Annotated in this window: 18 protein-coding genes; 9 read left to right on the forward strand and 9 right to left on the reverse strand. The window is 71.1% G+C overall.

Features of this window, described 5'->3' with window-relative positions; translation table 11 throughout:
* Positions 1–98: 98 nt before the first annotated feature.
* The 3 genes from ACFWM2_RS24020 to ACFWM2_RS24030 form a co-directional block, all read right to left on the reverse strand.
* Positions 99–1,025 (reverse strand): oxidoreductase, encoded by a 927-nt coding sequence (locus ACFWM2_RS24020; protein ID WP_383283418.1) that lies wholly within the window; start codon positions 1,023–1,025, stop codon positions 99–101.
* 203 nt (positions 1,026–1,228) lie between these two features.
* Positions 1,229–3,979, reverse strand: coding sequence for a pyruvate, phosphate dikinase (gene ppdK / locus ACFWM2_RS24025; RefSeq protein WP_383283420.1), 2,751 nt, complete (start codon positions 3,977–3,979; stop codon positions 1,229–1,231).
* 404 nt (positions 3,980–4,383) lie between these two features.
* The gene (locus ACFWM2_RS24030) at positions 4,384–5,619 is read right to left on the reverse strand and encodes an ROK family protein (protein ID WP_383283423.1); all 1,236 of its coding nucleotides are present in this window, start codon (positions 5,617–5,619) and stop codon (positions 4,384–4,386) included.
* 119 nt (positions 5,620–5,738) lie between these two features.
* Between ACFWM2_RS24030 and ACFWM2_RS24035 the strand changes: the two genes are divergently transcribed.
* The 3 genes from ACFWM2_RS24035 (at position 5,739) to ACFWM2_RS24045 (ending at position 9,780) form a co-directional block, all read left to right on the forward strand.
* Positions 5,739–7,241 carry an amylo-alpha-1,6-glucosidase gene (locus tag ACFWM2_RS24035; protein WP_383283425.1) on the forward strand — a complete coding sequence of 501 codons (1,503 nt, stop codon included), beginning with the start codon at positions 5,739–5,741 and terminating at the stop codon, positions 7,239–7,241.
* Complete coding sequence (locus ACFWM2_RS24040) at positions 7,238–9,175, forward strand: glycogen debranching N-terminal domain-containing protein (RefSeq protein ID WP_383283428.1); 1,938 nt, start codon at positions 7,238–7,240, stop codon at positions 9,173–9,175. The genes ACFWM2_RS24035 and ACFWM2_RS24040 overlap by 4 nt, the downstream gene beginning before the upstream one ends.
* A gap of 149 nt (positions 9,176–9,324) precedes the next feature.
* Entirely contained in the window at positions 9,325–9,780 is a 456-nt protein-coding gene (locus tag ACFWM2_RS24045; protein ID WP_383283430.1) for a spore-associated protein A, read from the forward strand.
* Between the two features lie 33 nt (positions 9,781–9,813).
* On the opposite strand, the gene dusB is transcribed toward ACFWM2_RS24045, so the two are convergent.
* Positions 9,814–10,968, reverse strand: a complete 1,155-nt coding sequence (gene dusB, locus ACFWM2_RS24050) for a tRNA dihydrouridine synthase DusB (protein ID WP_383283433.1) — start codon at positions 10,966–10,968, stop codon at positions 9,814–9,816.
* Positions 10,969–11,221: 253 nt separating this feature from the next.
* On the opposite strand from dusB, the gene ACFWM2_RS24055 reads away from it, so the two are divergent.
* On the forward strand, positions 11,222–12,667 hold the full coding sequence (locus ACFWM2_RS24055; RefSeq protein ID WP_383283436.1) for an MFS transporter: 1,446 nt from the start codon (positions 11,222–11,224) through the stop codon (positions 12,665–12,667).
* A 21-nt stretch (positions 12,668–12,688) separates the two neighbouring features.
* Here ACFWM2_RS24055 and ACFWM2_RS24060 read toward each other — a convergent pair whose 3' ends face one another.
* The gene (locus ACFWM2_RS24060; RefSeq protein ID WP_383283438.1) at positions 12,689–13,588 is read right to left on the reverse strand and encodes a helix-turn-helix transcriptional regulator; all 900 of its coding nucleotides are present in this window, start codon (positions 13,586–13,588) and stop codon (positions 12,689–12,691) included.
* Between the two features lie 100 nt (positions 13,589–13,688).
* Between ACFWM2_RS24060 and ACFWM2_RS24065 the strand changes: the two genes are divergently transcribed.
* Positions 13,689–15,119, forward strand: a complete 1,431-nt coding sequence (locus tag ACFWM2_RS24065) for an MFS transporter (protein ID WP_383283441.1) — start codon at positions 13,689–13,691, stop codon at positions 15,117–15,119.
* Between the two features lie 201 nt (positions 15,120–15,320).
* Positions 15,321–15,527, forward strand: a complete 207-nt coding sequence (locus ACFWM2_RS24070; RefSeq protein WP_383283443.1) for a hypothetical protein — start codon at positions 15,321–15,323, stop codon at positions 15,525–15,527.
* 46 nt (positions 15,528–15,573) lie between these two features.
* Here the strand turns inward: ACFWM2_RS24070 and ACFWM2_RS24075 are convergent, their stop codons facing one another.
* Positions 15,574–16,191, reverse strand: a complete 618-nt coding sequence (locus ACFWM2_RS24075; protein ID WP_383283446.1) for a CGNR zinc finger domain-containing protein — start codon at positions 16,189–16,191, stop codon at positions 15,574–15,576.
* 21 nt (positions 16,192–16,212) lie between these two features.
* Between ACFWM2_RS24075 and ACFWM2_RS24080 the strand changes: the two genes are divergently transcribed.
* Entirely contained in the window at positions 16,213–16,668 is a 456-nt protein-coding gene (locus ACFWM2_RS24080; RefSeq protein ID WP_383283448.1) for a VOC family protein, read from the forward strand.
* Between the two features lie 24 nt (positions 16,669–16,692).
* Here ACFWM2_RS24080 and ACFWM2_RS24085 read toward each other — a convergent pair whose 3' ends face one another.
* Together ACFWM2_RS24085 and ACFWM2_RS24090 are read right to left on the reverse strand one after the other, a co-directional pair.
* The gene (locus ACFWM2_RS24085; protein ID WP_383283450.1) at positions 16,693–17,280 is read right to left on the reverse strand and encodes a TetR family transcriptional regulator; all 588 of its coding nucleotides are present in this window, start codon (positions 17,278–17,280) and stop codon (positions 16,693–16,695) included.
* A gap of 26 nt (positions 17,281–17,306) precedes the next feature.
* Positions 17,307–18,311, reverse strand: coding sequence for an aldo/keto reductase (locus ACFWM2_RS24090; protein WP_383283454.1), 1,005 nt, complete (start codon positions 18,309–18,311; stop codon positions 17,307–17,309).
* A gap of 280 nt (positions 18,312–18,591) precedes the next feature.
* Here ACFWM2_RS24090 and ACFWM2_RS24095 point away from each other — a divergent pair, with 280 nt between their 5' ends.
* Positions 18,592–19,644, forward strand: coding sequence for a chitinase (locus ACFWM2_RS24095; protein ID WP_383283457.1), 1,053 nt, complete (start codon positions 18,592–18,594; stop codon positions 19,642–19,644).
* 115 nt (positions 19,645–19,759) lie between these two features.
* Here the strand turns inward: ACFWM2_RS24095 and ACFWM2_RS24100 are convergent, their stop codons facing one another.
* Positions 19,760–21,142: a glycine--tRNA ligase gene (locus ACFWM2_RS24100; RefSeq protein WP_383283459.1), complete on the reverse strand. Its 1,383-nt coding sequence runs from the start codon at positions 21,140–21,142 to the stop codon at positions 19,760–19,762.
* Positions 21,143–21,373: 231 nt separating this feature from the next.
* Between ACFWM2_RS24100 and ACFWM2_RS24105 the strand changes: the two genes are divergently transcribed.
* Entirely contained in the window at positions 21,374–22,336 is a 963-nt protein-coding gene (locus tag ACFWM2_RS24105) for a metal ABC transporter substrate-binding protein (protein WP_383283462.1), read from the forward strand.
* Positions 22,337–22,352: the final 16 nt, after the last annotated feature.

Here is a 22,352-nt window from a genome sequence, read left to right on the forward strand (position 1 = left end):
GGAGGGTCGGGCGGGCCGGAGGGTCGGGCGGGCCACCGCGTTGGGCGGCCCGCAGGGGCGGGCGGGCCGCAGGCCGCCTCGGGTGGGCGAAGGCCCGGTCACACCTTCAGCGCGTCGTACGGCACGCCCGTCAGCCGCTCGGAAGCGGCCCACAGCTGTTCCCCGGCTCGGTCGTCGCTCGTCCAGGAGGCGCGCCGGGACTTGCCGGGCGCGCCGCGCCACATCGCGAACGACGGCCCGACGAAGCAGTCGGGGCGGATGCCGTGCGCGGTGGCCGCGTACAGCGAGGGCAGCGCCCCGGCGTCGGCGCTCTGCCCGAGGATCCGGGTGCCGATGTCCATGACCCGCTCGGCCCCCTTGCGGCCTTCCAGCTTCGGGCCGGCGGTCTGCAGGTTGGTGGAGGCGTAGCCGGGGTGCGCGGCGGCCGCCACGACGTCGGACCCCGCGGCGGTCAGCCGTCGGGCGAGTTCATGGGTGAAGAGGAGGTTGGCGGTCTTGGAACGGGCGTAGGCGGTCCAACGCCGGTAGGAACGCTCGCTGTTGAGATCGCCGAGATCGATGTTGGACAGCACGTGCATCATGCTCGACACGGTCACGACGCGTGCGCCGGGCGTGGCCAGCAGGGCGGGCAGGAGCAGTCCGGTGAGCGCGAAGTGACCGAGGTGGTTGACGCCGAACTGGGTCTCGAAGCCGTCGGCGGTGCGGCCCAGGGGCAGCGCCATGACACCGGCGTTGTTCACGAGAAGGTCGAGCCGCTCGTACGGGTACGCGGCCGCGAACTCCCGTACGGAAGCCAGGTCCCCGAGATCCAGCCGTACGAACTCCACATCCGCGCCCGGTACGTCGGCCACGAGCCGGTCCCCCGCCTCCGCCCCGCGTTCCGCACTGCGGCAGGCGAGCAGCACCCGGGCGCCCCGGCGGGCCAGCTCCCGGGCCGTGACGTATCCGAGGCCGCTGTTGGCCCCCGTGACGACGGCGATGCGGCCGCTCTGGTCGGGGATGTCGCTCGCGTTCCAGCCCGTCATGGCTGAACTCCCTCTCGGTGCCCCGGCGTGGGTGTGCCCGGTGCCCCAGCGTATGCCGCGCGGCGTCCCCGGCCGCTGTACGCGGGACGGCACACGCCGAAGGGACGGCACCCCCGCACAGGGTGACGCCCCTTCGTCTTGCGCGCCGGAGCCACGGCCGCGTCGGTGAGGGTCAGGATGACCGGCGGCGGCTCCGGAGACCGTTACCGGTGGTCGCTGCCCTGCGACTGCGAGGCCGCCCGGCCCGCTTCGAGGCGGGCCACCGGGATCCGGAAGGGCGAGCAGGACACGTAGTCCAGTCCCACCTCGTGGAAGAAGTGGACCGACTCCGGGTCGCCGCCGTGCTCGCCGCAGACGCCGAGCTTCAGATCGGGCCGGGTCTCGCGGCCGGCGATCGCGGCGTCCCGTACGAGCTTGCCGACGCCCTCCTTGTCGATGGTCTCGAAGGGGGAGACCCCGAAGATGCCCTTCTCCAGGTACGCGGTGAAGAAGCTGGCCTCCACGTCGTCGCGGGAGAAGCCCCAGACCGTCTGCGTGAGGTCGTTCGTGCCGAAGGAGAAGAACTCCGCGGCCTCGGCGATCTGACCGGCGGTCAGCGCGGCCCGCGGCAGCTCGATCATCGTGCCGATGGCGAGCTTCAGTTCGGTGCCGGTGGCCTCCTGGACCTCGGCGATGACCTGGTCGGCCTCGTCACGCACGATCTCCAGCTCCTGGACCGTGCCGACCAGCGGGATCATGACCTCCGCCCGCGGGTCGCCCTTGGCCGCCTTGCGCTCGGCGACGGCCTCCGCGATCGCCCGTACCTGCATGGTGAACAGGCCGGGGATGACCAGGCCGAGGCGGACACCTCGCAGGCCCAGCATCGGGTTCTGCTCGTGCAGCCGGTGCACCGCCTGGAGCAACCGCAGGTCGTTCTCGTTGGAGTCCTTGCGGGACTCGGCGAGCGCGACGCGCACCGACAGCTCGGTGATGTCGGGCAGGAACTCGTGCAGCGGCGGGTCGAGCAGACGGACCGTCACCGGCAGGCCGTCCATCGCCTCGAGGAGCTCCACGAAGTCCTGCTTCTGCAGCGGCAGGAGCTCCTTCAGGGACTCCTCGCGCTCGGCCTCGGTGTCGGCCAGGATCAGCCGCTCCACCAGCTCGCGCCGGTCGCCGAGGAACATGTGCTCGGTGCGGCACAGGCCGATGCCCTGGGCGCCGAAACGGCGGGCGCGCAGCGCGTCCTCGGCGTTGTCCGCGTTGGCCCGTACCCGCAGCCGGCGCTTGCGGTCGGCGAACGCCATGATCCGGTGCACGGCCTCGACCAGCTCGTCGGCGTCGTCGGCGCCGGCGTGCATCCGGCCCTCGAAGTACTCGACGACCGGGGAGGGCACCACCGGGACCTCGCCCAGGTACACCTTGCCGCTGGAGCCGTCGATGGAGACGACGTCGCCCTCCTCGACCACCACGCCGCCCGGCGCGGTCAGCCGGCGCCGCTTGGTGTCGACCTCGATCTCCTCGGCGCCGCAGACACAGGTCTTGCCCATGCCGCGCGCGACCACGGCGGCGTGGGAGGTCTTGCCGCCGCGGGAGGTCAGGATGCCCTCGGCCGCGATCATGCCGTCGAGGTCGTCGGGGTTGGTCTCCCGGCGGATCAGGATGACCTTCTCGCCCGAACGCGACCACTTGATCGCGGTGTACGAGTCGAAGACCGCCTTGCCGACCGCGGCGCCGGGGGAGGCGGCGATGCCCCGGCCGAGCTGCTCGACCTTCGCCTGGTCGTCGAAGCGCGGGAACATCAGCTGCGCGAGCTGTGCGCCGGTGACGCGCTGGAGCGCCTCGGCCTCGTCGATCAGGCCCTGGTCCACCAGCTGCGTGGCGATACGGAAGGCAGCACCGGCCGTCCGCTTGCCGACGCGGGTCTGGAGCATCCACAACTGGCCGCGCTCGATGGTGAACTCGATGTCGCAGAGGTCCTTGTAGTGGTTCTCCAGCGTCGCCATGATCTGCATCAGCTGGTCGTACGACGTCTTGTCGATCTGCTCCAGCTCGGCGAGCGGGACCGTGTTGCGGATGCCCGCGACGACGTCCTCGCCCTGCGCGTTCTGCAAGTAGTCGCCGTAGACGCCCTGGTGGCCCGAGGCGGGGTCGCGGGTGAAGGCGACGCCGGTGCCGGAGTCGGGGCCGAGGTTGCCGAAGACCATGGAACAGACGTTGACGGCCGTGCCGAGGTCGCCCGGGATGCGCTCCTGACGGCGGTAGAGCTTGGCCCGGTCGGTGTTCCAGGAGTCGAAGACCGCGTGGATGGCGAGGTCCATCTGCTCGCGCGGCTCCTGCGGGAAGTCCCGCCCGGCCTCGGTCTTGACGATCTTCTTGAACTTGGTGACGAGCTTTTTGAGGTCGGCCGCTTCGAGGTCCGTGTCGACCGTGACCTTCTTCGCCGCCTTGGCCGCCTCCAGCGCGTCCTCGAAGAGGTCGCCGTCGACGCCGAGGACCGTCTTGCCGAACATCTGGATGAGGCGGCGGTAGGAGTCCCACGCGAAGCGGTCGTCGCCGGCCTGCTTGGCCAGGCCCTGCACCGACTTGTCGGAGAGCCCGATGTTCAGGACGGTGTCCATCATGCCCGGCATGGAGAACTTCGCACCGGAACGGACGGATACCAGAAGGGGGTTGTCGGCCTGCCCGAGCTTCTTGCCCATCGTCTGCTCGAGGGCGTCGAGATGGGCCGTCACCTCGTCACGCAGTGCCGCCGGTTCATCGCCGCTGTCGAGGTAGGTCTTGCAGGCCTCGGTGGTGATGGTGAAGCCCGGAGGGACGGGAAGGCCCAGGTTGGTCATCTCGGCGAGGTTCGCACCCTTGCCGCCGAGGAGGTCCTTGAGGTCCTTGTTCCCCTCGGTGAAGTCGTAGACGAACTTCACGTCCTCACCGCCACTGTCGCCGTTCTCAGCTACGTGGGGATCTTTGTTTTCCGACACGAGTCTCGACTCCTCGACGTCGCGGTGGCTGCCCTGACGTCGGGGAACATACCCAGATCGAAGGCATCTGGGTACGTCCACTTGTGCGTCATGCGCCTGTAACCACCCGTCCGCCAGCAGATCGAAAGTCAAGGCTTGGCAAGCCAAGCTGAGCGGATGTTTTCACTTCTTGAATGAATCAACGCCCGTAGATCCCGATACACGCTCACCTGAGCGGCGCTCGGCACACCTGAGTTCATCCGGTGAACGATCAAGGGGTGGCACTGAGTGCCACCCCTTAGGGAAGTGCAGTCGCTCATGAATCGCTCATCTGAGCGCCACCCCTATCAGAGTGGCGAGAATCACGCCCGGCGGGCGACCGGATTTCACCATGCGGACCGTCCCGTGGACACGTCACACGGACGTCACACGCCGAGGGCGGCGAGCCGCTGCTCCACCCGCTCGGGCGCGTACAGATGCTCCACGACCAGCGCCCCGGCGCCGACCAGCCCGGCCCGCTCCCCGAGCCGCGCGGTCACCACCTCCAGATGAGCGGTGGAGCGGGGCAGCGCCCGCTGGTAGAGCAGCTCGCGCACGCCGGTGAGGAAGTGGGTTCCGGCCAAATCCCCGGCGATCATCAGGACGCCGGGATTCAGCAGGGTCACCACGGTCGCCAGCACGTCGCCGACATGCCGGCCGGCCTCGCGCGCGAGCGCGACCGCCTCCGGGTGGCCGGCCGCCAGCAGCCCGCGCACGTCCGAGCCCGAGGCGGCGGGCACTCCGGCCTCGGCGAGCCGCCGCGCCACCGCGCCACCGCTCGCGACGGCGGCCAGACAGCCGTACGAGCCGCACTTGCACAGCGCGTCGGCGCCACCGGGGACGCGGATGTGCCCGATGTCCCCGGCGCCCCCGTCGATGCCCCGGTAGACGGAGCCGCCGACCACGACCCCGGCGCCGATGCCGGTGGAGACCTTGACCAGGGCGAACGCCGAGCAGCCCGGGTATCCGGTGCGCTGTTCGCCGTACGCCATCAGGTTGGCGTCGTTGTCGACGAGGACCGGCACGTGGGCGCTCGCGTCGGTGCCCGCGTGCTCGGCGAAGGCGCGGCCGAGACGGCCTCTTATGTCGTAGCCGTCCCAGCCCGGCATGATCGGCGGCTGCACGACCCGGCCGCTGTCGGTGTCCACGGGCCCCGGGACCGCGAGCCCGATCCCGCACACCGCGGCGGCGCTCCGCCCCGACTTCTGCACCAGCTCGGCCAGCCACCGGCCGAGTTCGCCGAGCACCGCCTCCGGCCCGTCGTCGATGACGAGAACGCCCATGTGCTCGGCCAGGATCTCGCCGGTCAGGGTGAGGACGGCCGCGCGCGCGTGCCGGGTGTCGAGGTCCGCGGCGAGGACGACGGCGTGCGCGTCGTCGAATTCGAGCGTGATGGACGGCCGGCCGCCGAGCGGCGAGTCCACCGGGCCGCCCGCGCCCTCGCGCAGCCAGCCCGCCCGGAACAGCCGGTCGAGGCGCTGCCCGACGGTCGCCCGGGACAGACCGGTGGCCTGTTGCAGCGCGCCGCGCGTCGTGGCCCGGCCGCTGCGCACGAGTGCGAGCAGTTCTCCGGCGCTTGCCTGGTTCCCGGCCCTCATGGCCTTCGCCGCCCTTCCTGGCATGCCCACCCCCTTGCGTTCACCAACTCTGCATTACATATTGAGTTTTGCGTGTTAAATAGACGTAACCCTACGGTAGCTAGTGCCGAACTGGTCGGCAGGATGTCTTCGGGGAGACCTGAGTGGACCGCACAACCCAGCTCACCGCCCGTCGCACGGGAATCACCACCCCCGTGCGCACCTCGGGACCGCCTCCCGCGGCCGGTCCCGGCGCCATCGGTTCGTCCGCGACGGTCGTATACGATCCAGCCGACCTGTCCGGTTCGCTGCATCTCAGGGCAGCCCGGGTGCTGAACGGGAACTGGACGGGGACGTCCACCGTGCCCTCGCGCGGTCTGTATCCGCACCAGTGGTCCTGGGACTCGGCCTTCATCGCGATCGGGCTGCGCCATCTGTCCCCCTTACGGGCCCAGACGGAGCTGGAGACGCTGCTGACCGCCCAGTGGGCGGACGGGCGGATCCCGCACATCGTCTTCAACCCCTCCGTGCCGCTGGACGCGTACTTCCCGAGCCCGGACTTCTGGCGCTCCTCGACCGCGGGGCGCGCTGCGGGCGCCCCGCGCACCGTACAGACGTCGGGCATCGTGCAGCCACCGGTGCACGCGCTCGCCGCATGGCTGGTGCACTGCGCCGACCCGGGCCTGTCGCGGGCCCGCGGCTTCCTCTCCCGGGTCTACCCGCGTCTCGCGGCCTGGCACCGCTACCTCCTGCACCGCAGGGACCTGGGCGGCGGCGGGCTCGCCTCCGTGGTGCACCCGTGGGAGCAGGGCATGGACAACAGCCCCTGCTGGGACGCGCCGCTGAGCCGGGTCACGCCGGCCGCGCCCCGCTCCTTCCGCCGGGCGGACCTCGACCACGGGGCTGCCGAGGACCGCCCGACGGATCTCGACTACGGGCGGTATGTGCGGCTGGCCGCCGACTACCGCGACCGCGGGTACGCGGACGGGGTGGGCGAGTTCGCGGTCGAGGACCCGGCGTTCAACGCCCTGCTGATCGCCTCGGAGCACGCCCTGGCCCGGATCGCCCGCGAACTGGGCGCGACCGGGACGGCCCGGCACACCCGCGCGGAGCGGCTGACCGGGGCCCTGGTGGAGCGGCTGTGGGACCCGGCGCGGTCCATGTTCTTCTGCCGGGACGTGCACGGGGACCTGATCCCCGAGCGCGGGGTCGCCGGCCTGGTGCCGCTGATCCTGCCCGCGCTCCCCCGCGAGGTCGCCACCGCGCTCGTGCGCACCGTCCACGGCCCGCACTTCGGGCTCGGCTCGGCCACCCGGCTCGTGCCGAGCTACGACCTCACCGGCGAGGCGTTCGACCCGCACCGGTACTGGCGCGGGCCGGCCTGGTTCAACACCAACTGGCTGCTGGAGCGCGGACTGCGGCTGCACGGGGAGCACGCCCGGGCGGACACACTGCGGACCGCGCTGCTCGGCACGGCCGGCGAGTCCGGATTCGCCGAGTACGTGGATCCGTACACCGGCGAGGGCTGTGGGGCGCTCGGCTTCAGCTGGACGGCCGCGGTCACGCTCGATCTGCTTCACGAGCCCCCGGGACACGGCGTGGCCGACGTGTCCTCGACGGGGTCCGGCACGTTCGACATGGGTGACAAGGGAGGGGACCGGCGATGACGGACCGGCATCATCTGCTCGTGCGCGGTGGGACGTTCGCTGCCGTGGGCGACGGCGGGGACATCAGCGGGGTGCGCGGACAGAGCGCACCGGACGGCCTGTTCGTGCGGGACGCACGGCACTTGAGTCGCTGGCAGCTGACCGTCGACGGCGCGGTGCCCGAGACACTCACCCCGGTCGGGGACGGGGACACGGCGCGCTGCGTGCTCGTGCCGCGCGGCGGACGCCAGGAGCCGCCGGCGTACACGCTGTTCCGGGAACAGGCCGTCGCCGAGGGCGCGTTCGTGGAGGCGCTGCGCGTCACCAGCAACCGCCCCACGCCCACCACGGTCCGGATCGCGGTCACCGCCGACGCCGACTTCACGGACCAGTTCGAGCTGCGCTCCGACCACCGCACCTACGCCAAGACGGGCGCCGTACGCTCCCGCCAAGTCCTCGACGACGGCGTGGAGTTCAGCTATCAGCGCGGCGAGTGGCGGTCCTGTACGACGGTCACGTCCGAGCCCGCGCCGGACGGCGTCGAGGAGACGGGCACGGGCGCCCGTCGCCTCGTCTGGACCCTCGATCTCGAACCGCACGGTTCGGCGGAGCTGTCGCTGCGGGTCGCGGCCCGTCCGCACGGCGCGACCCGCCAGCCGCGTGTGCCGCGCTCCCCCGCCGCCGCCAACAAACAACTCCGCGTGCTGGAAGGGCAGTTCGCGGAGGGCGTGCCCTTCCCGACGGGCTGGCCCGAGCTCGCCGCGGCCTGCGCGCGGGGACTGTCCGACCTGGCGGTGCTGCAGGTCCCGGCCAACGGACCGGACGGCGAGGAGCTGCGGGTGCCCGCCGCAGGCGCCCCCTGGTTCCTCACCCTGCTCGGCCGCGACGCCCTGCTCACCTCGCTCTTCGCGCTCCCCTACCGGCCGCAGCTCGCCGCCGCCACGCTGCCCGCGCTCGCCGCCACCCAGGCGACCGAGACGGGGACGGGACCGGTCGCGCAGCCCGGCAAGATCGTGCACGAGGTGCGGTACGGCGAGCTGGCGCACTTCGGGCAGGTGCCGTTCGGCCGCTACTACGGCTCGGTGGACGCGACGCCGCTGTTCCTCGTCCTGCTCGGCGCCTATGTCGAGCAGACCGGTGACGTCGCGCCGGCCCGGCGCCTGGAGTCCCACGCCCGGGCGGCCATCGGCTGGATGCTGGACCACGGCGGGCTGACCTCACGCGGCTATCTCGTCTACCGCGCGGACGAGGGCGGCCTCGCCAACCAGAACTGGAAGGACTCCCCCGGCGCCATCTGCTCGGCCGACGGCAGCCGGGCCACCGGGCCGGTGATGGCGGCCGGCGCGCAGGGGTACGCGTACGACGCGCTGCGCCGCACCGCCCAGCTGGCGCGGACGGTCTGGGACGACGAGGTCTACGCGGCCTTACTGGAGCAGGCGGCGGGCGACCTCCGCGACCGCTTCCAGCGGGACTTCTGGATGGCGGAGCACTCCTTCCCGGCGCTTGCGCTGGACGGTGACGGCCGCCATGTCGACGCCCTCGCCTCCGACGCGGGCCATCTGCTCTGGTCGGGGCTCCTGGACAAGGAGTACGGCGAACTGGTCGGCCGTCGGCTCCTGGAACCGGACTTCTTCTCCGGCTGGGGCGTGCGCACCCTCGCCTCCGGACAGGCCGCGTACCACCCGCTGTCGTACCACCGGGGCTCGGTCTGGCCCCACGACAACGCGCTGATCACGCTCGGCCTGGCCCGCTACGGCCTGCACGACGAGGCACGCACGGTCGCCCACGCCCTGGTCGACGCGGCCACCGCGGCCGGCCACCGGCTCCCGGAGGTGCTCGCGGGCTACGGCCGTGACACCCATGCCGAGCCGGTGCCCTACCCGCACGCGTGTGTCAGGGAGGCCCGCTCGGCGGCCGCCCCGCTGGCCCTGCTCAGCGCGGTGGGAGGCGCCTGAGAAGGCTGCCGCCGTATGTCCCGCCGCCGGTGACGGAGCGGTGACACAGCGGTGACACACGAGCCCACAACCAACCCCCGGGTCGCCTGGTCTCACCACACGTAGGAAACAGGCACCAGTTGACCGACCACCGACCACGGGGGAACACCATGAATCTTTCTCGTCGCACCGTCACGGCCGCCGCGCTGGCCGTCGCCGCTCTCGGCGGCACCGCCGTCTTCGCCGGCCCGGCCGCCGCGGCGCCCCGCACGACCGCGGTCGCCGCGGCCGACGCCACCGCGCAGGCGGCCTACAACGGCGTCTGCGGTACCGGTTACACGGTCATCGACTCCACGCCGGTCCCCGACAAGGGCACGGTCTACGTCACGTACAACAAGACGACCGGCAAGAACTGTGCGGTCTCGATCCGCAACAACCCGGGCACGCCGGTGTGGATGGCCGTCTCGCTGAACATCGACGCCGGCCGCGGCGCTCCGAGCGTGACGGACAGCGGCTCGTACTCGACGTATGCCGGGCCCATCTACCTGGACGCGAAGGGTCAGTGCATCCAGTGGAACACCGCGATCGACGGCGTCGGCGCGAACGGCCACGGCCACTGCGGCTGAGGCCGTCACCCGGAGCGTCCGGCGGAGCGGCGATCAGCCGCCGGACGTGTCCAGTTCGGCGTCCTCGGTGATGCCCGCGCAGTCGTACGGGTCCTTCAGCCAGCCGTCCGGCAGGACCACCCGGTTGTTGCCGGAGGTGCGGCCGCGGGGTCCGTCGGCGCCGGCGGGCCAGGGCTGGTCGAGGTTCAACTCGTCCAGCCCGTCCCGCAGTTCGGCCAGGGACGAGGTGATCGCGAGACGCCTGCGCAGGTCGGAGCCGACCGCGAAGCCCTTCAGGTACCAGGCGACGTGCTTGCGGAAGTCGATGACCCCGCGCGCCTCGTCGCCGATCCACTCGCCGAGCAGGGTCGCGTGCCGGACCATGACCGACGCGACCTCGCGCAGGGCCGGGCGTGCGTAGTCCCCGGGGCGGCCCTCGAAGGCGGCCACCAGGTCGGCGAAGAGCCAGGGCCGGCCCAGGCAGCCGCGGCCGACCACCACTCCGTCGCAGCCCGTCTCCCGCACCATCCGCACCGCGTCCTCGGCCGACCAGATGTCGCCGTTGCCGAGCACCGGGATCTCGGGCACGTGCTCCTTCAGCCGCGCGATGGCGTCCCAGTCCGCCGTGCCGCCGTAGTGCTGCGCGGCGGTGCGGCCGTGCAGCGCGATGGCCGTCACGCCCTCCTCGACCGCGATCCGCCCGGCGTCCAGATACGTGATGTGGTCGTCGTCGATGCCCTTGCGCATCTTCATGGTGACGGGCAGGTCACCGGCCCCGCCGACGGCCTCCCGCAGGATCGCCCGCAGCAGATTCCGCTTGTACGGCAGCGCCGAGCCGCCGCCCTTGCGGGTCACCTTGGGCACCGGGCAGCCGAAGTTGAGGTCGATGTGGTCGGCGAGGTTCTCCTCCGCGATCATGCGGACGGCCTTGCCGACGGTCGCCGGGTCCACGCCGTACAGCTGGATCGAGCGGGGCTGCTCGCTCGCGTCGAAGCGGACCAGCTGCATGGTCTTCTCGTTGCGCTCGACCAGCGCCCGCGTGGTGATCATCTCGCTGACGAACAGGCCCTTGCCGCCGGAGAACTCCCGGCAGAGCGTACGGAAGGGCGCGTTCGTGATGCCGGCCATGGGCGCGAGGACGACAGGCGGCTGCACCGTGTGGGGGCCGATCGACAGCGGGGACGCGGGGGCGAGGGTGGGCGCGGACATTCCCCCATTGTCGCGTACGGCGGAGGGTGCTCGCGCGGGCCCTGTCGTCCCGGCGTCCCGGCGCCACCGCACCCCGGCATCCCCGCACCCCGGCGCCCCGACGTGCCCGCGTTCCGGCGTCCCCGCACCCCGGCGACGCTCCTCGTGCCGGCCGGCGCCCGATGTCCGGCACACGATGTCCGGCACACGAGACGGAAGATCATGTATCAGTCATTAGTTAGACGCACTACCGACTCGGCGTTATTCTGGTGGAATGCCAGAGCTCAGCCCCCGCCGCCGCATGCTGGTGCTCGCGATCTGCTGTATGAGTCTGCTGATCGTGAGCCTCGACAACACGGTTCTGAACGTAGCCCTGCCCTCGATGCAGCGGGAGCTGCACGCGAGTGTGTCGGGCCTGCAGTGGACCATCGACGCGTACACCCTGGTGCTCGCCTCGCTGCTGATGCTCGCGGGGTCGACCGCCGACCGGATCGGCCGCCGCCGGGTCTTCAAGGCGGGCCTGGTCGTCTTCACCGTCGGCTCGCTGCTGTGCTCCATCGCCCCGAACCTCGAATCGCTCATCGCCTTCCGCATGGTCCAGGCGGTCGGCGGCTCGATGCTGAACCCGGTCGCGATGTCGATCATCACCAACACCTTCACGGAACCGCGTGAGCGCGCCCGCGCGATCGGTGTCTGGGGCGGCGTGGTCGGCATATCCATGGCCGCGGGACCGCTGGTCGGCGGCCTCCTGGTGGACTCGGTCGGCTGGCGCTCGATCTTCTGGATCAACCTCCCGGTCGGCCTGGCCGCCCTGCTGCTCACACTGCGGTACGTGCCCGAGTCCCGCGCCCCCAAGGCGCGCCGCCCGGACCCGGTCGGCCAGCTCCTGGTGATCGCCCTGCTCGGCTCGCTGACGTACGCGATCATCGAGGCGCCGACGTCCGGCGCCATCAAGACCATCGCGCTCGGCGTGGTCGCCCTCGGCGCGCTGCTCGGCCTCCTGCGGTACGAGCCCCGGCGCGCCGAACCCCTCATCGACCTGCGGTTCTTCCGCTCGGCACCGTTCAGCGGGGCCACGGTCATCGCCATCAGCGCGTTCGCCGCGCTCAGCGGCTTCCTCTTCCTGTCGACGCTCTACCTGCAGAACGTGCGCGGTCTGGACGCGTTGCACGCGGGCCTGTGGATGCTCCCCATGGCCGCCATGACCCTCGTCTGCGCGCCCCTGTCCGGACGCCTCGTCGGCAGTCGCGGGCCCCGCTTCTCCCTGCTGGTCGCGGGCGTCGCGATGACCGCGAGCGGGGTCCTGTTCGCGGCCTTCGAGGCCGAGACGTCGAACGCCACCCTGGTCATCGGCTATGTCCTCTTCGGTCTGGGCTTCGGCTTCGTCAACGCGCCCATCACCAACACCGCCGTCTCCGGGATGCCCAGGGACCAGGCCGGTGTCGCCTCCGCCGTGGCCTCGACCAGCCGGCAGATCGGCGGCACGCTCGGCGTCGCCGTGGTCGGCGCGGTCCTCGCCTCCGGGGTCGACGCGTCCGCGTACCGGGAGTTCTTCGTGTCGGCCGCCCGGCCCGGCTGGTGGATCATCACCGGCTGCGGCCTCGCGGTGCTGGTCGTCGGCGCGCTGACGAGCGGACGCTGGGCCCGCCGGACCGCCGAGCGCGCCGCCGAGCGGCTGGGGACGCCCGAGGTCAAGGACGCGGCAGGCGTACGGGTCTGAGCACCCCGGAGACTCCGGAGACTAGCGAGCGGTCCCGCGCTCCATGGCGATCGCCCGCAGTTTCTCCAGCCCCTCACGGGTCTCCTCGTCGGCGGGTGCGTACGTCACCAGGCGCGGCCCGGTGTCCGGGCTCAGCCAGAGGTCGGTGTGGTCGACGGTGAGACGGCCGACGTGGGCGTTGCGGAACTCCTTGCGCTTGGTGCCCGGCGCGAGCACCTCGTGCCGGTCCCACGCCGCGCAGAAGTCCGGGGACTCCGCCCGCAGCCGCTTGAGGAGCGCCTTCCAGGCGGGGTCGGCGAGATGCCCGGCCATCGACGCGCGGAACTTGGCGGCCATGACCCGGGCGGTCTCCTCCAGATGCACGATCGACGAACGCCATTCCTCGTGCGTGTACGCGAGCACCATGCAGTTGCGGTCCTCGGGCGGTACGGCGTCGAGGTCGCACAGCAGCAGTCCGTAGGTGCGGTTGTACGCGAGGATGTCGTACCGGCTGTTCTGCAGACAGGCCGGGAACGGCTCCAGCTGCTCCAGGACGGCCCGCAGCGCGGGCGTCACCGACGGGCAGTCCGAGGTGGGCGCCGGATCCACGGCCCCGGCCAGCTGGAAGAGATGAAGGCGCTCGCTGGGGTCGAGCATCAGGGTGCGGGCGAGGGCGTCGAGCACCTGCACGGAGACGTGGATGTCCCGGGCCTGTTCGAGCCACGTGTACCAGGTGACGCCGACCGCGGCAAGCTGGGCGACCTCCTCGCGGCGCAGGCCGGGGGTGCGCCGGCGGGGCCCGCGGGGCAGGCCGACCCGCTCGGGCGTGACGTGCTCGCGCCGGTGGCGCAGGAAGGCGGCGAGCTCGTGCCGCCGGATCTCCGAGGCCCGGCCGCCGTCGCCCCGTACCGCTGTCGTCCACTCCTGCGTCATGGTCGTCATGCCCCCAGCCTGCCGCACTCCGCACCCTGTTTCCAGGTACTTCTGCTACCAGGATAAGAAGACTCTGGTACCAGGCTGAGATCAGGACAAGGCTGTGTACGTGACCGAAACCGGAACTCTCGACCGTAGTGCCGTCCGATCCTCCGCCCCACCCGCGCTCGGCGGTCTGGGGCTCTTCACCGTGCTGCTGGGCGCGGCCCTTCCTCTCATCGACTTCTTCATCGTCAACGTGGCCCTGCCGACGATGGGCCGGGACCTGCACGCGAGCGAGGCCGTCCTCGAACTCGTGATCGCCGGATACGGCGTCTCGTACGCCGTCCTCCTCGTCCTCGGCGGGCGGCTTGGCGACCTGTTCGGACGCCGCCGGCTCTTCCTCGCCGGCATGGCCGCCTTCGGCCTGACTTCGCTGGCCTGCGGTCTGGCACCGACCGCCTGGACGCTGGTGGCGGCGCGCGTCGCACAGGGCGCGGCAGCCGCCGCGATGCTGCCGCAGGTGCTCGCCACCATCCAGTCGGCGACCGCGGGACAGCGCCGCGCCAAGGCGATGGGCCTGTACGGCGCGACGGCCGGCCTCTCCATGGTGGCCGGGCAGATCCTGGGCGGCGTCCTGGTCGCGGCGGACATCGCGGGCAGCGGCTGGCGGTCGGTGTTCCTGGTGAACGTGCCGGTGGTGATCCTCGGCCTGGTGCTGGCCGCCCGCGCCGTCCCGGAGACCCGCTCGCCGAACCCCGAGCCGGTGGACGGCCCCGGCACGGTCCTGCTCGCCGTCTCCCTGCTGGCCCTGCTCGCTCCGCTGACCGAGGGCCGGGCGGCGGGCTGGCCGCTGTGGACGTGGCTCTCGCTCGTGCTGTTCCCGTTCGCGGCGGCCGCCTTCTACGCCGTGGAGCGGCGGGCGGACCGGCAGGGCCGTACGCCCCTGGTGCCGCCGAGCCTGCTCGCCCTTCCCTCGCTGCGCCGCGGTCTCGTGATGGTCGTGCCGTTCTCGATCGGCTTCAGCGGCTTCATGTTCGTGATCGCGGTGGCGCTCCAGGAGGGCGCGGGACTCGGCCCGGTCCGGGCGGGACTGGCGCTCGCCCCGATGGCCGTCGCCTTCTTCGTCGTCTCCCTGTGCGGCCCGCGGCTCGTAGCCCGGTACGGCACCCGGGTCGTCACCGCCGGCGGCCTGATCCAGGCGGTCGGCGTGGCGCTCATCGCCCTCACGGCCTGGCGCTCCTGGCCGGGCCTGGGAGTGGCGGAGCTGCTGCCGGGCGTCGCGGTGGCCGGCACGGGGCAGGCGCTCCAACTCCCCATCATCTTCCGGATCATCCTCTCCGAGGTCCCGCCGGAGCGGGGCGGTGTCGGCAGCGGCGTCATGATCACCACCCAGCAGTCGGCACTGGCCCTGGGAGTCGCGACCCTCGGTTCCCTGTTCCTGGCCCTGATCCCGGGCATGGGCATGCGGGACGCCCTCGTCATCACCCTCCTCGTGCAGCTGGCGGGGGTGGCCCTGACGACCGCCCTGAGCCTGCGTCTGCCGCGGACGATCAGCTAGGGGGTACCGTCGCTGCGTGCCGCGCACGACCGGCCGGGAGTGCCGTTCCGGACACGGAACGTCGGATCAGATTCACGTAGTGCGACGGATCCGGACCGGGAACGACCTTGTGGTGAACTCGCCGTGCAAGAACCCCCGTTGATGTTGGTCTTGCTGCACACTCCTTGCTGCGCGGGCGGAGCGATCACACCTGGAGGTGTCATGCTGCAGATCAACACGAGCAAGGTAAGCCGCTGGGACCAGCACGGGCGCGAGCACGTCGTACATGTGCAACGCGCGGGCGTGCAGCGGACGATCAGATGCGACACGTGCGGATGGCGCAAAGCGGCGCAGTTCCTGCCCTGGCTGAAGGCGGAGGAACATCTCGTCGAGGCGCACCAGGCGACGGTGGATCCCACGGGACCCTAGGCCCCCGGGAGTTGAGAACCGCAGGGTGACCTCCGTGGCCTGGCGGTCACCCCTCTTCGGGCGGCCCTTCGCTTCGGCGTGCGCGCAGGGTCCGTACCTTGTGGCGGTTGCCGCAGTGCTCCATCGAGCACCAGCGGCGCCGGCCGGGGCGGGAGATGTCGACGAAGACGAGGAAGCAGTCGTCGGCCGCGCACATCCGGACGCGGTGCGCGTAGGGGCCGGCCAGCAGGTCGATCGCGTCGCGGGCGACGGTGGAGAGCAGCTGTGAGCCGTCCGCCGTCCCGGCCCAGCCGCGCGTGCCGTCCGCCCCGAAGGCGGGCGTGAGCGGGGGCCGGGCGGCGGCTTCGTTGACGACGGCCAGGTCGCCGGGGGCGGCCGGCTCGCCGTTCGTCCGGGCGATCACCGCCCGCCACAGCGCGTCGCGCGTCCGGCGGGTGTCCGCCACCTCGTCGTCGGTTGCCTCCAGGCCGGGCGTCGGGGTCAGCCGCGACCGGTCCGCCCAGCCGACGAGGTCGGCGGGCGCATGCAGCACCTCGTACCGGGCGAACGCGCCCGGGCCGCCGGTGGTGAGCAGCTCCAGACACAGCGCGCCCGGGTCGAACCGGAAGGTGACCCCGCTGTGCGAAGTGAGCAACAGGCCCGCGGTAGTGGACGTCGACCCCATGTAACCAATATAACCAGTTACATGGCAGCTCTGAACTGGAAACTGGTCGTCGACACACAGGACGCGCCCGCGCTCGCGGACTTCTGGGCCGCGGCGCTGGAGTACGAGGTGGAGGATCCGAGCCCCCTCATCGGCCGGCTGCTGGACGCCGGCCAGCTCCCCGAGCAGGCGGTCACCGAGCACGGGGGACGCCGGGTCTTCCGCGGCTACGCGGCGATCCGGCACCCGGAGGACCCGTACGACGAGACGAGCGGGGTCAGCCACGGCCGGCGGATCCTCTTCCAGGACGTCCCCGAACCCCGGACCACGAAGAACCGGCTCCACATCGACATCCACAGCGAGCCGCACGCCCTCGACGCGCTCGTCGCCCGCCTGGAATCCCTCGGCGCCACCCGCGTCCGCGAGTTCGACAAGGGACCGGCCGGCCACTGGTGGCTCATGCAGGACCCGGAGGGCAACGAGTTCTGCGCCGCCTAGGGGGGCGGTCCGGGGCAGTAGCCGTCAGGCCCGCAGACCGCGCAGTACGAGCTCCACCACCGCGTCGAACTCCCCGTCGATGCCCGGCTGTTGCCAGTCGCGGGCGTAACAGGGGTCGTGGAAACGGCCGGTGGCGTCGAAGACGGCGCGGGCGGTGGTCCCGGGGTCGGCGGCCGTGAAGGTCCCGCCGGTGACGCCGTCCCCGATGATGCGGGCGAGCTGCCCGGTGAGGTCGGCGATGTGCCGGTCCACGACCTCACTGGTCTCGCCGATCAGCACCATGTACGTGGCGAACAGCTGGGGATCGTCGCCCGACTTGTGGCGCTTGGCCGCGAACAGCCCCGTCAGCCAGTCGCGCAGCCGGTCCTCGGCGGCCCGGTCCTCGGCGACGATCCCGGACAGCGTCTGCGACGTGCGGTCCAGCCAGCGCTCCGTCACCGCCTCCCGCAGCGCCGTCTTCGTACGGAAGTGGCGGTAGACACTGCCGTGACTGACGCCGAGCGCGCGGGCCACGTCCACCACGGTGGCCTTCGCCGGGCCGTGGCGGCGCAGCACCTCCTCGGTCGCTTCGAGGATGCGCTCGGCGGTCAGGGTCTCGGTGGTCGGTGCCATGACGGAAACCGTACCCGGGGGTCCGGTCAGCGCTCGCTGTCGAGGTGCGCCATCTGCGCCTCGGGGTAGCGGGCGCCCGCCGCGGCGTCGGCCGGTACGGCGTCCTCGATCGCGGCCAGGTCGGCGGCGTCCAGCGTGACGTCCAGCGCGCCGAGCGCCTCGCTCAGCCGGTCCCGGCGGCGCGCACCCACCAGCGGCACGATGTCGTCACCGCGCGAGAGCACCCAGGCGATCGCGATCTGCGCAACGCTGACGCCCTTCTGCTCGGCGGTCTTCCGCAGCGCCTCGACGAGGGAGAGGTTGTGCTGGAGGTTCTCGCCCTGGAAGCGGGGGCTGAGGGAGCGGAAGTCATTGGCCGCCAGCTGCCGGTCGGGCGTGAAGTGGCCGGAGATCAGGCCACGCGACAGTACGCCGTAGGCGGTGACACCGATGCCCAACTCACGCGTGACGGGCAGGATTTCGTCCTCGATGCCGCGCGAGATGAGCGAGTACTCGATCTGCAGGTCGGAAATGGGTGCCGTGGCGGCGGCCCGGCGGACGGTGTCCGCGCCGACCTCGCTCAGACCGATGTGGCGTACGTGTCCGGCCTGTACCAGTTCCGCGATGGCGCCGACCGTCTCCTCGATCGGCACGGCGGAGTCGACCCGGGCGATCCGGTAGACGTCGATGTGGTCCACGCCGAGCCGCTGGAGCGAGTAGGCGGCGAAGTTCTTCACGGCGGCCGGGCGGCCGTCGTATCCGGACCAGCCGCCGTCCGGGTCGCGCAGGGCACCGAACTTGACGCTGGTGAGGGCCTGTTCGCGGCGGCCCGCGGGGGCGGATCGCAGGGCCTCGCCGATCAGCAACTCGTTGTGGCCCATGCCGTAGAAGTCGCCGGTGTCGAGCAGGGTCACGCCCGCTTCGAGGGCGGCGTGGATCGTCGCGACCGACTCGGTCCGGTCGGCGTCGCCGTACAGAGCGGACATGCCCATGCAGCCGAGGCCGAGGGCGGAGACCTGGGGGCCGGTGGACCCGAGGGTGCGGGTGCGCATGAGAACTCCTTGGTTTCCCGGGCGAGCGTGCGTCCGCCCGGTGGGGGGTGTCGTGCCGTTTCGTACCCTCACGATGACATGACAGCTGACAGATTTCAATATCTGTCAGCTGTCATCTGTCACGCGTGGACTGTCCGCAGTCGTCCGTCGTCCGCGATCCGTCACCCATCGGACACCGTCCGCGACGACAGGCTTTGGTCCAGACCTATTGACGAAAGGTCTGGACCGCAGGCACTGTCATGCCTACGACACCTCACCGCACCCCACCGGGAGGCCACGCATGATCCGCCGGAAGTTCCGCCTCATGGGTGCCGCGCTCGCGGCGGCCTGTCTCGCCCAGCTGATGACCCTCGGCGCACCGAGCGCCTCCGCGGCCGACACCTGCGCCGTGAAGTCCCGCCCTTCCGGCAAGGTGCTTCAGGGCTACTGGGAGAACTGGGACGGCTCGTCCAACGGCGTCCACCCGCCCTTCGGCTGGACGCCGATCACCGACTCCCGTATCGCCGCCCATGGCTACAACGTCATCAACGCGGCGTTCCCGGTCATCCGCTCCGACGGAACGGCCCTGTGGGAGGACGGCATGGACGCGGGCGTGAAGGTGGCGACGCCGACGGAGATGTGTGCGGCGAAGGCCTCCGGCCAGACGATCCTGATGTCGATCGGTGGCGCGGCGGCGGGCATCGACCTCAGCTCGACCACCGTGGCGAACAAGTTCGTCTCGACGATCGTCCCGATCCTGAAGAAGTACAACTTCGACGGGATCGACATCGACATCGAGACGGGCCTGGTCGGTAGCGGAAACATCGGCCAACTCTCCACTTCCCAGGCCAACTTGATCCGCATCATCGATGGAATCCTCGCCCAGATGCCCGCCAACTTCGGCCTGACCATGGCTCCGGAGACCGCGTACGTCACCGGCGGCAGCATCACCTACGGCTCGATCTGGGGCGCGTATCTGCCGATCGTCAAGAAGTACGCGGACAACGGCCGCCTGTGGTGGCTGAACATGCAGTACTACAACGGCAGCATGTACGGCTGCTCCGGCGACTCGTACTCGGCCGGCACCGTCCAGGGCTTCACGGCCCAGACCGACTGCCTCAACAAGGGCCTGGTCGTGCAGGGAACGACGATCAAGGTGCCGTACGACAAGCAGGTCCCCGGCCTCCCGGCCCAGTCGGGTGCCGGCGGCGGCTACATGTCGCCGAGCCTGGTCTCCCAGGCCTGGCAGCACTACGGCACCGGCCTCAAGGGGCTGATGACCTGGTCCATCAACTGGGACGGCGCCAAGAACTGGACCTTCGGGAACAACGTCAAGGCCCTGCAGGGCCGTTGAGCGGCCGCACCGCGCGGTGAGTCCCCCACCTCCCGCCCGCCGCGGTCGGCGCAAGGCGAAGCCCCCGGTTCCGTGACACGGAACCGGGGGCTTCGGCCGTTCAGCACATCCGAGGTCAGCAGCCGATCAGACGGGCGGCCAGGTAGCCCTCGATCTGGTCGAGGGAGACCCGCTCCTGCTTCATCGTGTCGCGCTCGCGGACGGTCACCGCGTTGTCGTCGAGGGTGTCGAAGTCGACCGTCACGCAGAACGGCGTGCCGATCTCGTCCTGGCGGCGGTAGCGGCGGCCGATGGCGCCGGCGTCGTCGAACTCGATGTTCCAGTGCTGGCGCAGCGCGGTCGCCAGGCCCTTGGCCTTCGGGGAGAGCTCCGGGTTGCGGGACAGCGGGAGGACCGCGACCTTGACCGGCGACAGCCGCGGGTCGAGGCGCAGCACCGTGCGCTTCTCCATCTTGCCCTTGGCGTTCGGGGCCTCGTCCTCGACGTAGGCGTCGAGGAGGAAGGCCAGCATCGCGCGGCCGACACCGGCGGCGGGCTCGATGACGTAGGGAGTCCAGCGCTCGCCGGCCTCCTGGTCGAAGTAGGAGAGGTCCTGGCCGGAGGCCTTGGAGTGCGCGGAGAGGTCGTAGTCCGTGCGGTTGGCGACGCCCTCCAGCTCACCCCACTCGTTGCCGCCGAACTGGAAGCGGTACTCGATGTCGGCGGTGCGCTTGGAGTAGTGCGAGAGCTTCTCGGCCGGGTGGTCGTACCAGCGCATGTTCTCCTCGCGGAGACCGAGGCCGGTGTACCAGTTCCAGCGCTCCTGCATCCAGAACTCCTGCCACTTCTCGTCCTCGCCCGGCTTGACGAAGAACTCCATCTCCATCTGCTCGAACTCGCGGGTGCGGAAGATGAAGTTGCCGGGCGTGATCTCGTTGCGGAAGGACTTGCCCATCTGCGCGATGCCGAACGGCGGCTTGCGGCGCGAAGTCTGCTGGACCTGGGCGAAGTTGGTGAAGATGCCCTGCGCGGTCTCGGGGCGCAGGTAGGCGACCGAGCCGGTGTCCTGCGTGGGGCCGAGGTGGGTGGCGAGCAGGCCCGAGAACTGCTTGGGCTCGGTGAACTGGCCCTTGTTGCCGCAGTTGGGGCAGTTGATGTCGGCGAGGCCGTTCTCCGGGACTCGGCCGTGCTTCGCCTCGTAGGCCTCCTCCAGGTGGTCGGCGCGGTAGCGCTTGTGGCAGGAGGTGCACTCGGTGAGCGGGTCGGAGAAGGTGGCGACGTGACCCGACGCGACCCAGACCTCGGTGGCCAGGATCACCGACGAGTCGATGCCGACGACGTCCTCACGGGAGGTGACCATGTAACGCCACCACTGGCGCTTGATGTTCTCCTTCAGCTCGACGCCGAGCGGGCCGTAGTCCCAGGCGGCGCGCTGTCCGCCGTAGATCTCACTGGAGGGGAAAACGAAGCCACGGCGCTTGCTCAGGCTGACGATGGTGTCGATCTTGTCGGCGGCCACGGTGCTCTCTTCATTACGAACGGACAAGTGACAAGGGCGGCGCCCTGCGCCTCGATGAGGGGTGGCGGTCGGGCGGCGGGCGGGCGAATGCTTCAGGTTACCGGCGGGGCCCACCCCTGTATCAAATCGGTCCGGCTACCGGGGTGCGGACACCCGCGGATCGGTCCGGTGCCAGGGTCCCGGCACCGGGCTTGTTGACAATCGTTTCCAGATTTGTTGAAAATGACTGTCATGAACGTACGACGACGCCTCATATCGGGATCCGCGGTCGCGGCGGCCACCGCCCTCGGTCTCGGAACCCTCTCCGCCTGCTCGGACTCGTCCGCGGCCGATGGCACGAGCAGCGGGAAGCTCGACGTGGTGGCGTCGTTCTACCCCATGCAGTACCTCGCCGAGGAGATCGGCGGCACGCATGTGCACGTCACCAGTCTGACCCAGCCCGGCCAGGAGCCGCACGACCTGGAGATCAGCGCCCAGCAGACCGCGCAGCTCGAGAAGTCGGACGCGGTCCTCTACCTCAAGAACCTCCAGCCCGCCGTGGACGACGCCGTCTCGCAGTCCGGGATCAGGACGAAGATCGACGCCGCGTCGCTGACCACGCTGGAGAAGCACGGCAACGAGGTCGGCGGGCACGCGGCCGAGCACGACGACTCCCAGGGTGAGGAGACCGGCGGCACCGACCCGCACGTCTGGCTCGACCCGGTGCGGTACGCCGAGGTCGCCCAGGGCGTCGGCAAGGCCTTCGAGAAGGCCGACCCCAAGCACGCCGCGGACTACAGGAAGAACACCGCGTCGCTGGTCGGGAAGCTCGGCGGACTCGACGCCCAGTACCGGGACGGGCTCAAGAACACCAGGACCAAGGTCTTCATCACCACCCACGCCGCCTTCGGCTACCTCGCCGAGCGCTACGGCCTCACCGAGGAGGCCATCAACGGCCTGGACCCGGAGTCGGAGCCGAGCGCGAACCGCGTGAAGGACCTTGAGAAGATGGCCGAGGCCGACGGCGTCTCGACGGTCTTCTACGAGACGCTCGTCAGCGACAAGACGGCCAAGACCATCGCGGGCGACGCGGGCCTCACGACGGACGTCCTCGACCCGATCGAGGGCATCACCGACAAGTCCAGGGGCGGCGACTACCTCCAGGTCATGGAGTCGAACCTGAAGGCGCTGCAGAAGGCCCTGGGCGCCAAGTGACCACCCCGGAGGACAC

This window comes from Streptomyces sp. NPDC058371 (genome assembly GCF_042723265.1).
GTDB lineage: Bacteria > Actinomycetota > Actinomycetes > Streptomycetales > Streptomycetaceae > Streptomyces.

Coding starts and splice junctions, on each gene's coding strand:
- dusB (WP_383283433.1), bottom strand. CDS start 10,968: ATGTCCGCGCCCACCCTCGCCCCCGCGTCCCCGCTGTCGATCGGCCCC.
- ACFWM2_RS24020 (WP_383283418.1), bottom strand. CDS start 1,025: ATGACGGGCTGGAACGCGAGCGACATCCCCGACCAGAGCGGCCGCATC.
- ACFWM2_RS24075 (WP_383283446.1), bottom strand. CDS start 16,191: ATGGGGTCGACGTCCACTACCGCGGGCCTGTTGCTCACTTCGCACAGC.
- ACFWM2_RS24105 (WP_383283462.1), top strand. CDS start 21,374: ATGAACGTACGACGACGCCTCATATCGGGATCCGCGGTCGCGGCGGCC.
- ACFWM2_RS24030 (WP_383283423.1), bottom strand. CDS start 5,619: ATGCCAGGAAGGGCGGCGAAGGCCATGAGGGCCGGGAACCAGGCAAGC.
- ACFWM2_RS24090 (WP_383283454.1), bottom strand. CDS start 18,311: ATGCGCACCCGCACCCTCGGGTCCACCGGCCCCCAGGTCTCCGCCCTC.
- ACFWM2_RS24085 (WP_383283450.1), bottom strand. CDS start 17,280: ATGGCACCGACCACCGAGACCCTGACCGCCGAGCGCATCCTCGAAGCG.
- ACFWM2_RS24045 (WP_383283430.1), top strand. CDS start 9,325: ATGAATCTTTCTCGTCGCACCGTCACGGCCGCCGCGCTGGCCGTCGCC.
- ACFWM2_RS24080 (WP_383283448.1), top strand. CDS start 16,213: ATGGCAGCTCTGAACTGGAAACTGGTCGTCGACACACAGGACGCGCCC.
- ACFWM2_RS24070 (WP_383283443.1), top strand. CDS start 15,321: ATGCTGCAGATCAACACGAGCAAGGTAAGCCGCTGGGACCAGCACGGG.
- ACFWM2_RS24040 (WP_383283428.1), top strand. CDS start 7,238: ATGACGGACCGGCATCATCTGCTCGTGCGCGGTGGGACGTTCGCTGCC.
- ACFWM2_RS24055 (WP_383283436.1), top strand. CDS start 11,222: ATGCCAGAGCTCAGCCCCCGCCGCCGCATGCTGGTGCTCGCGATCTGC.
- ACFWM2_RS24095 (WP_383283457.1), top strand. CDS start 18,592: ATGATCCGCCGGAAGTTCCGCCTCATGGGTGCCGCGCTCGCGGCGGCC.
- ACFWM2_RS24060 (WP_383283438.1), bottom strand. CDS start 13,588: ATGACGACCATGACGCAGGAGTGGACGACAGCGGTACGGGGCGACGGC.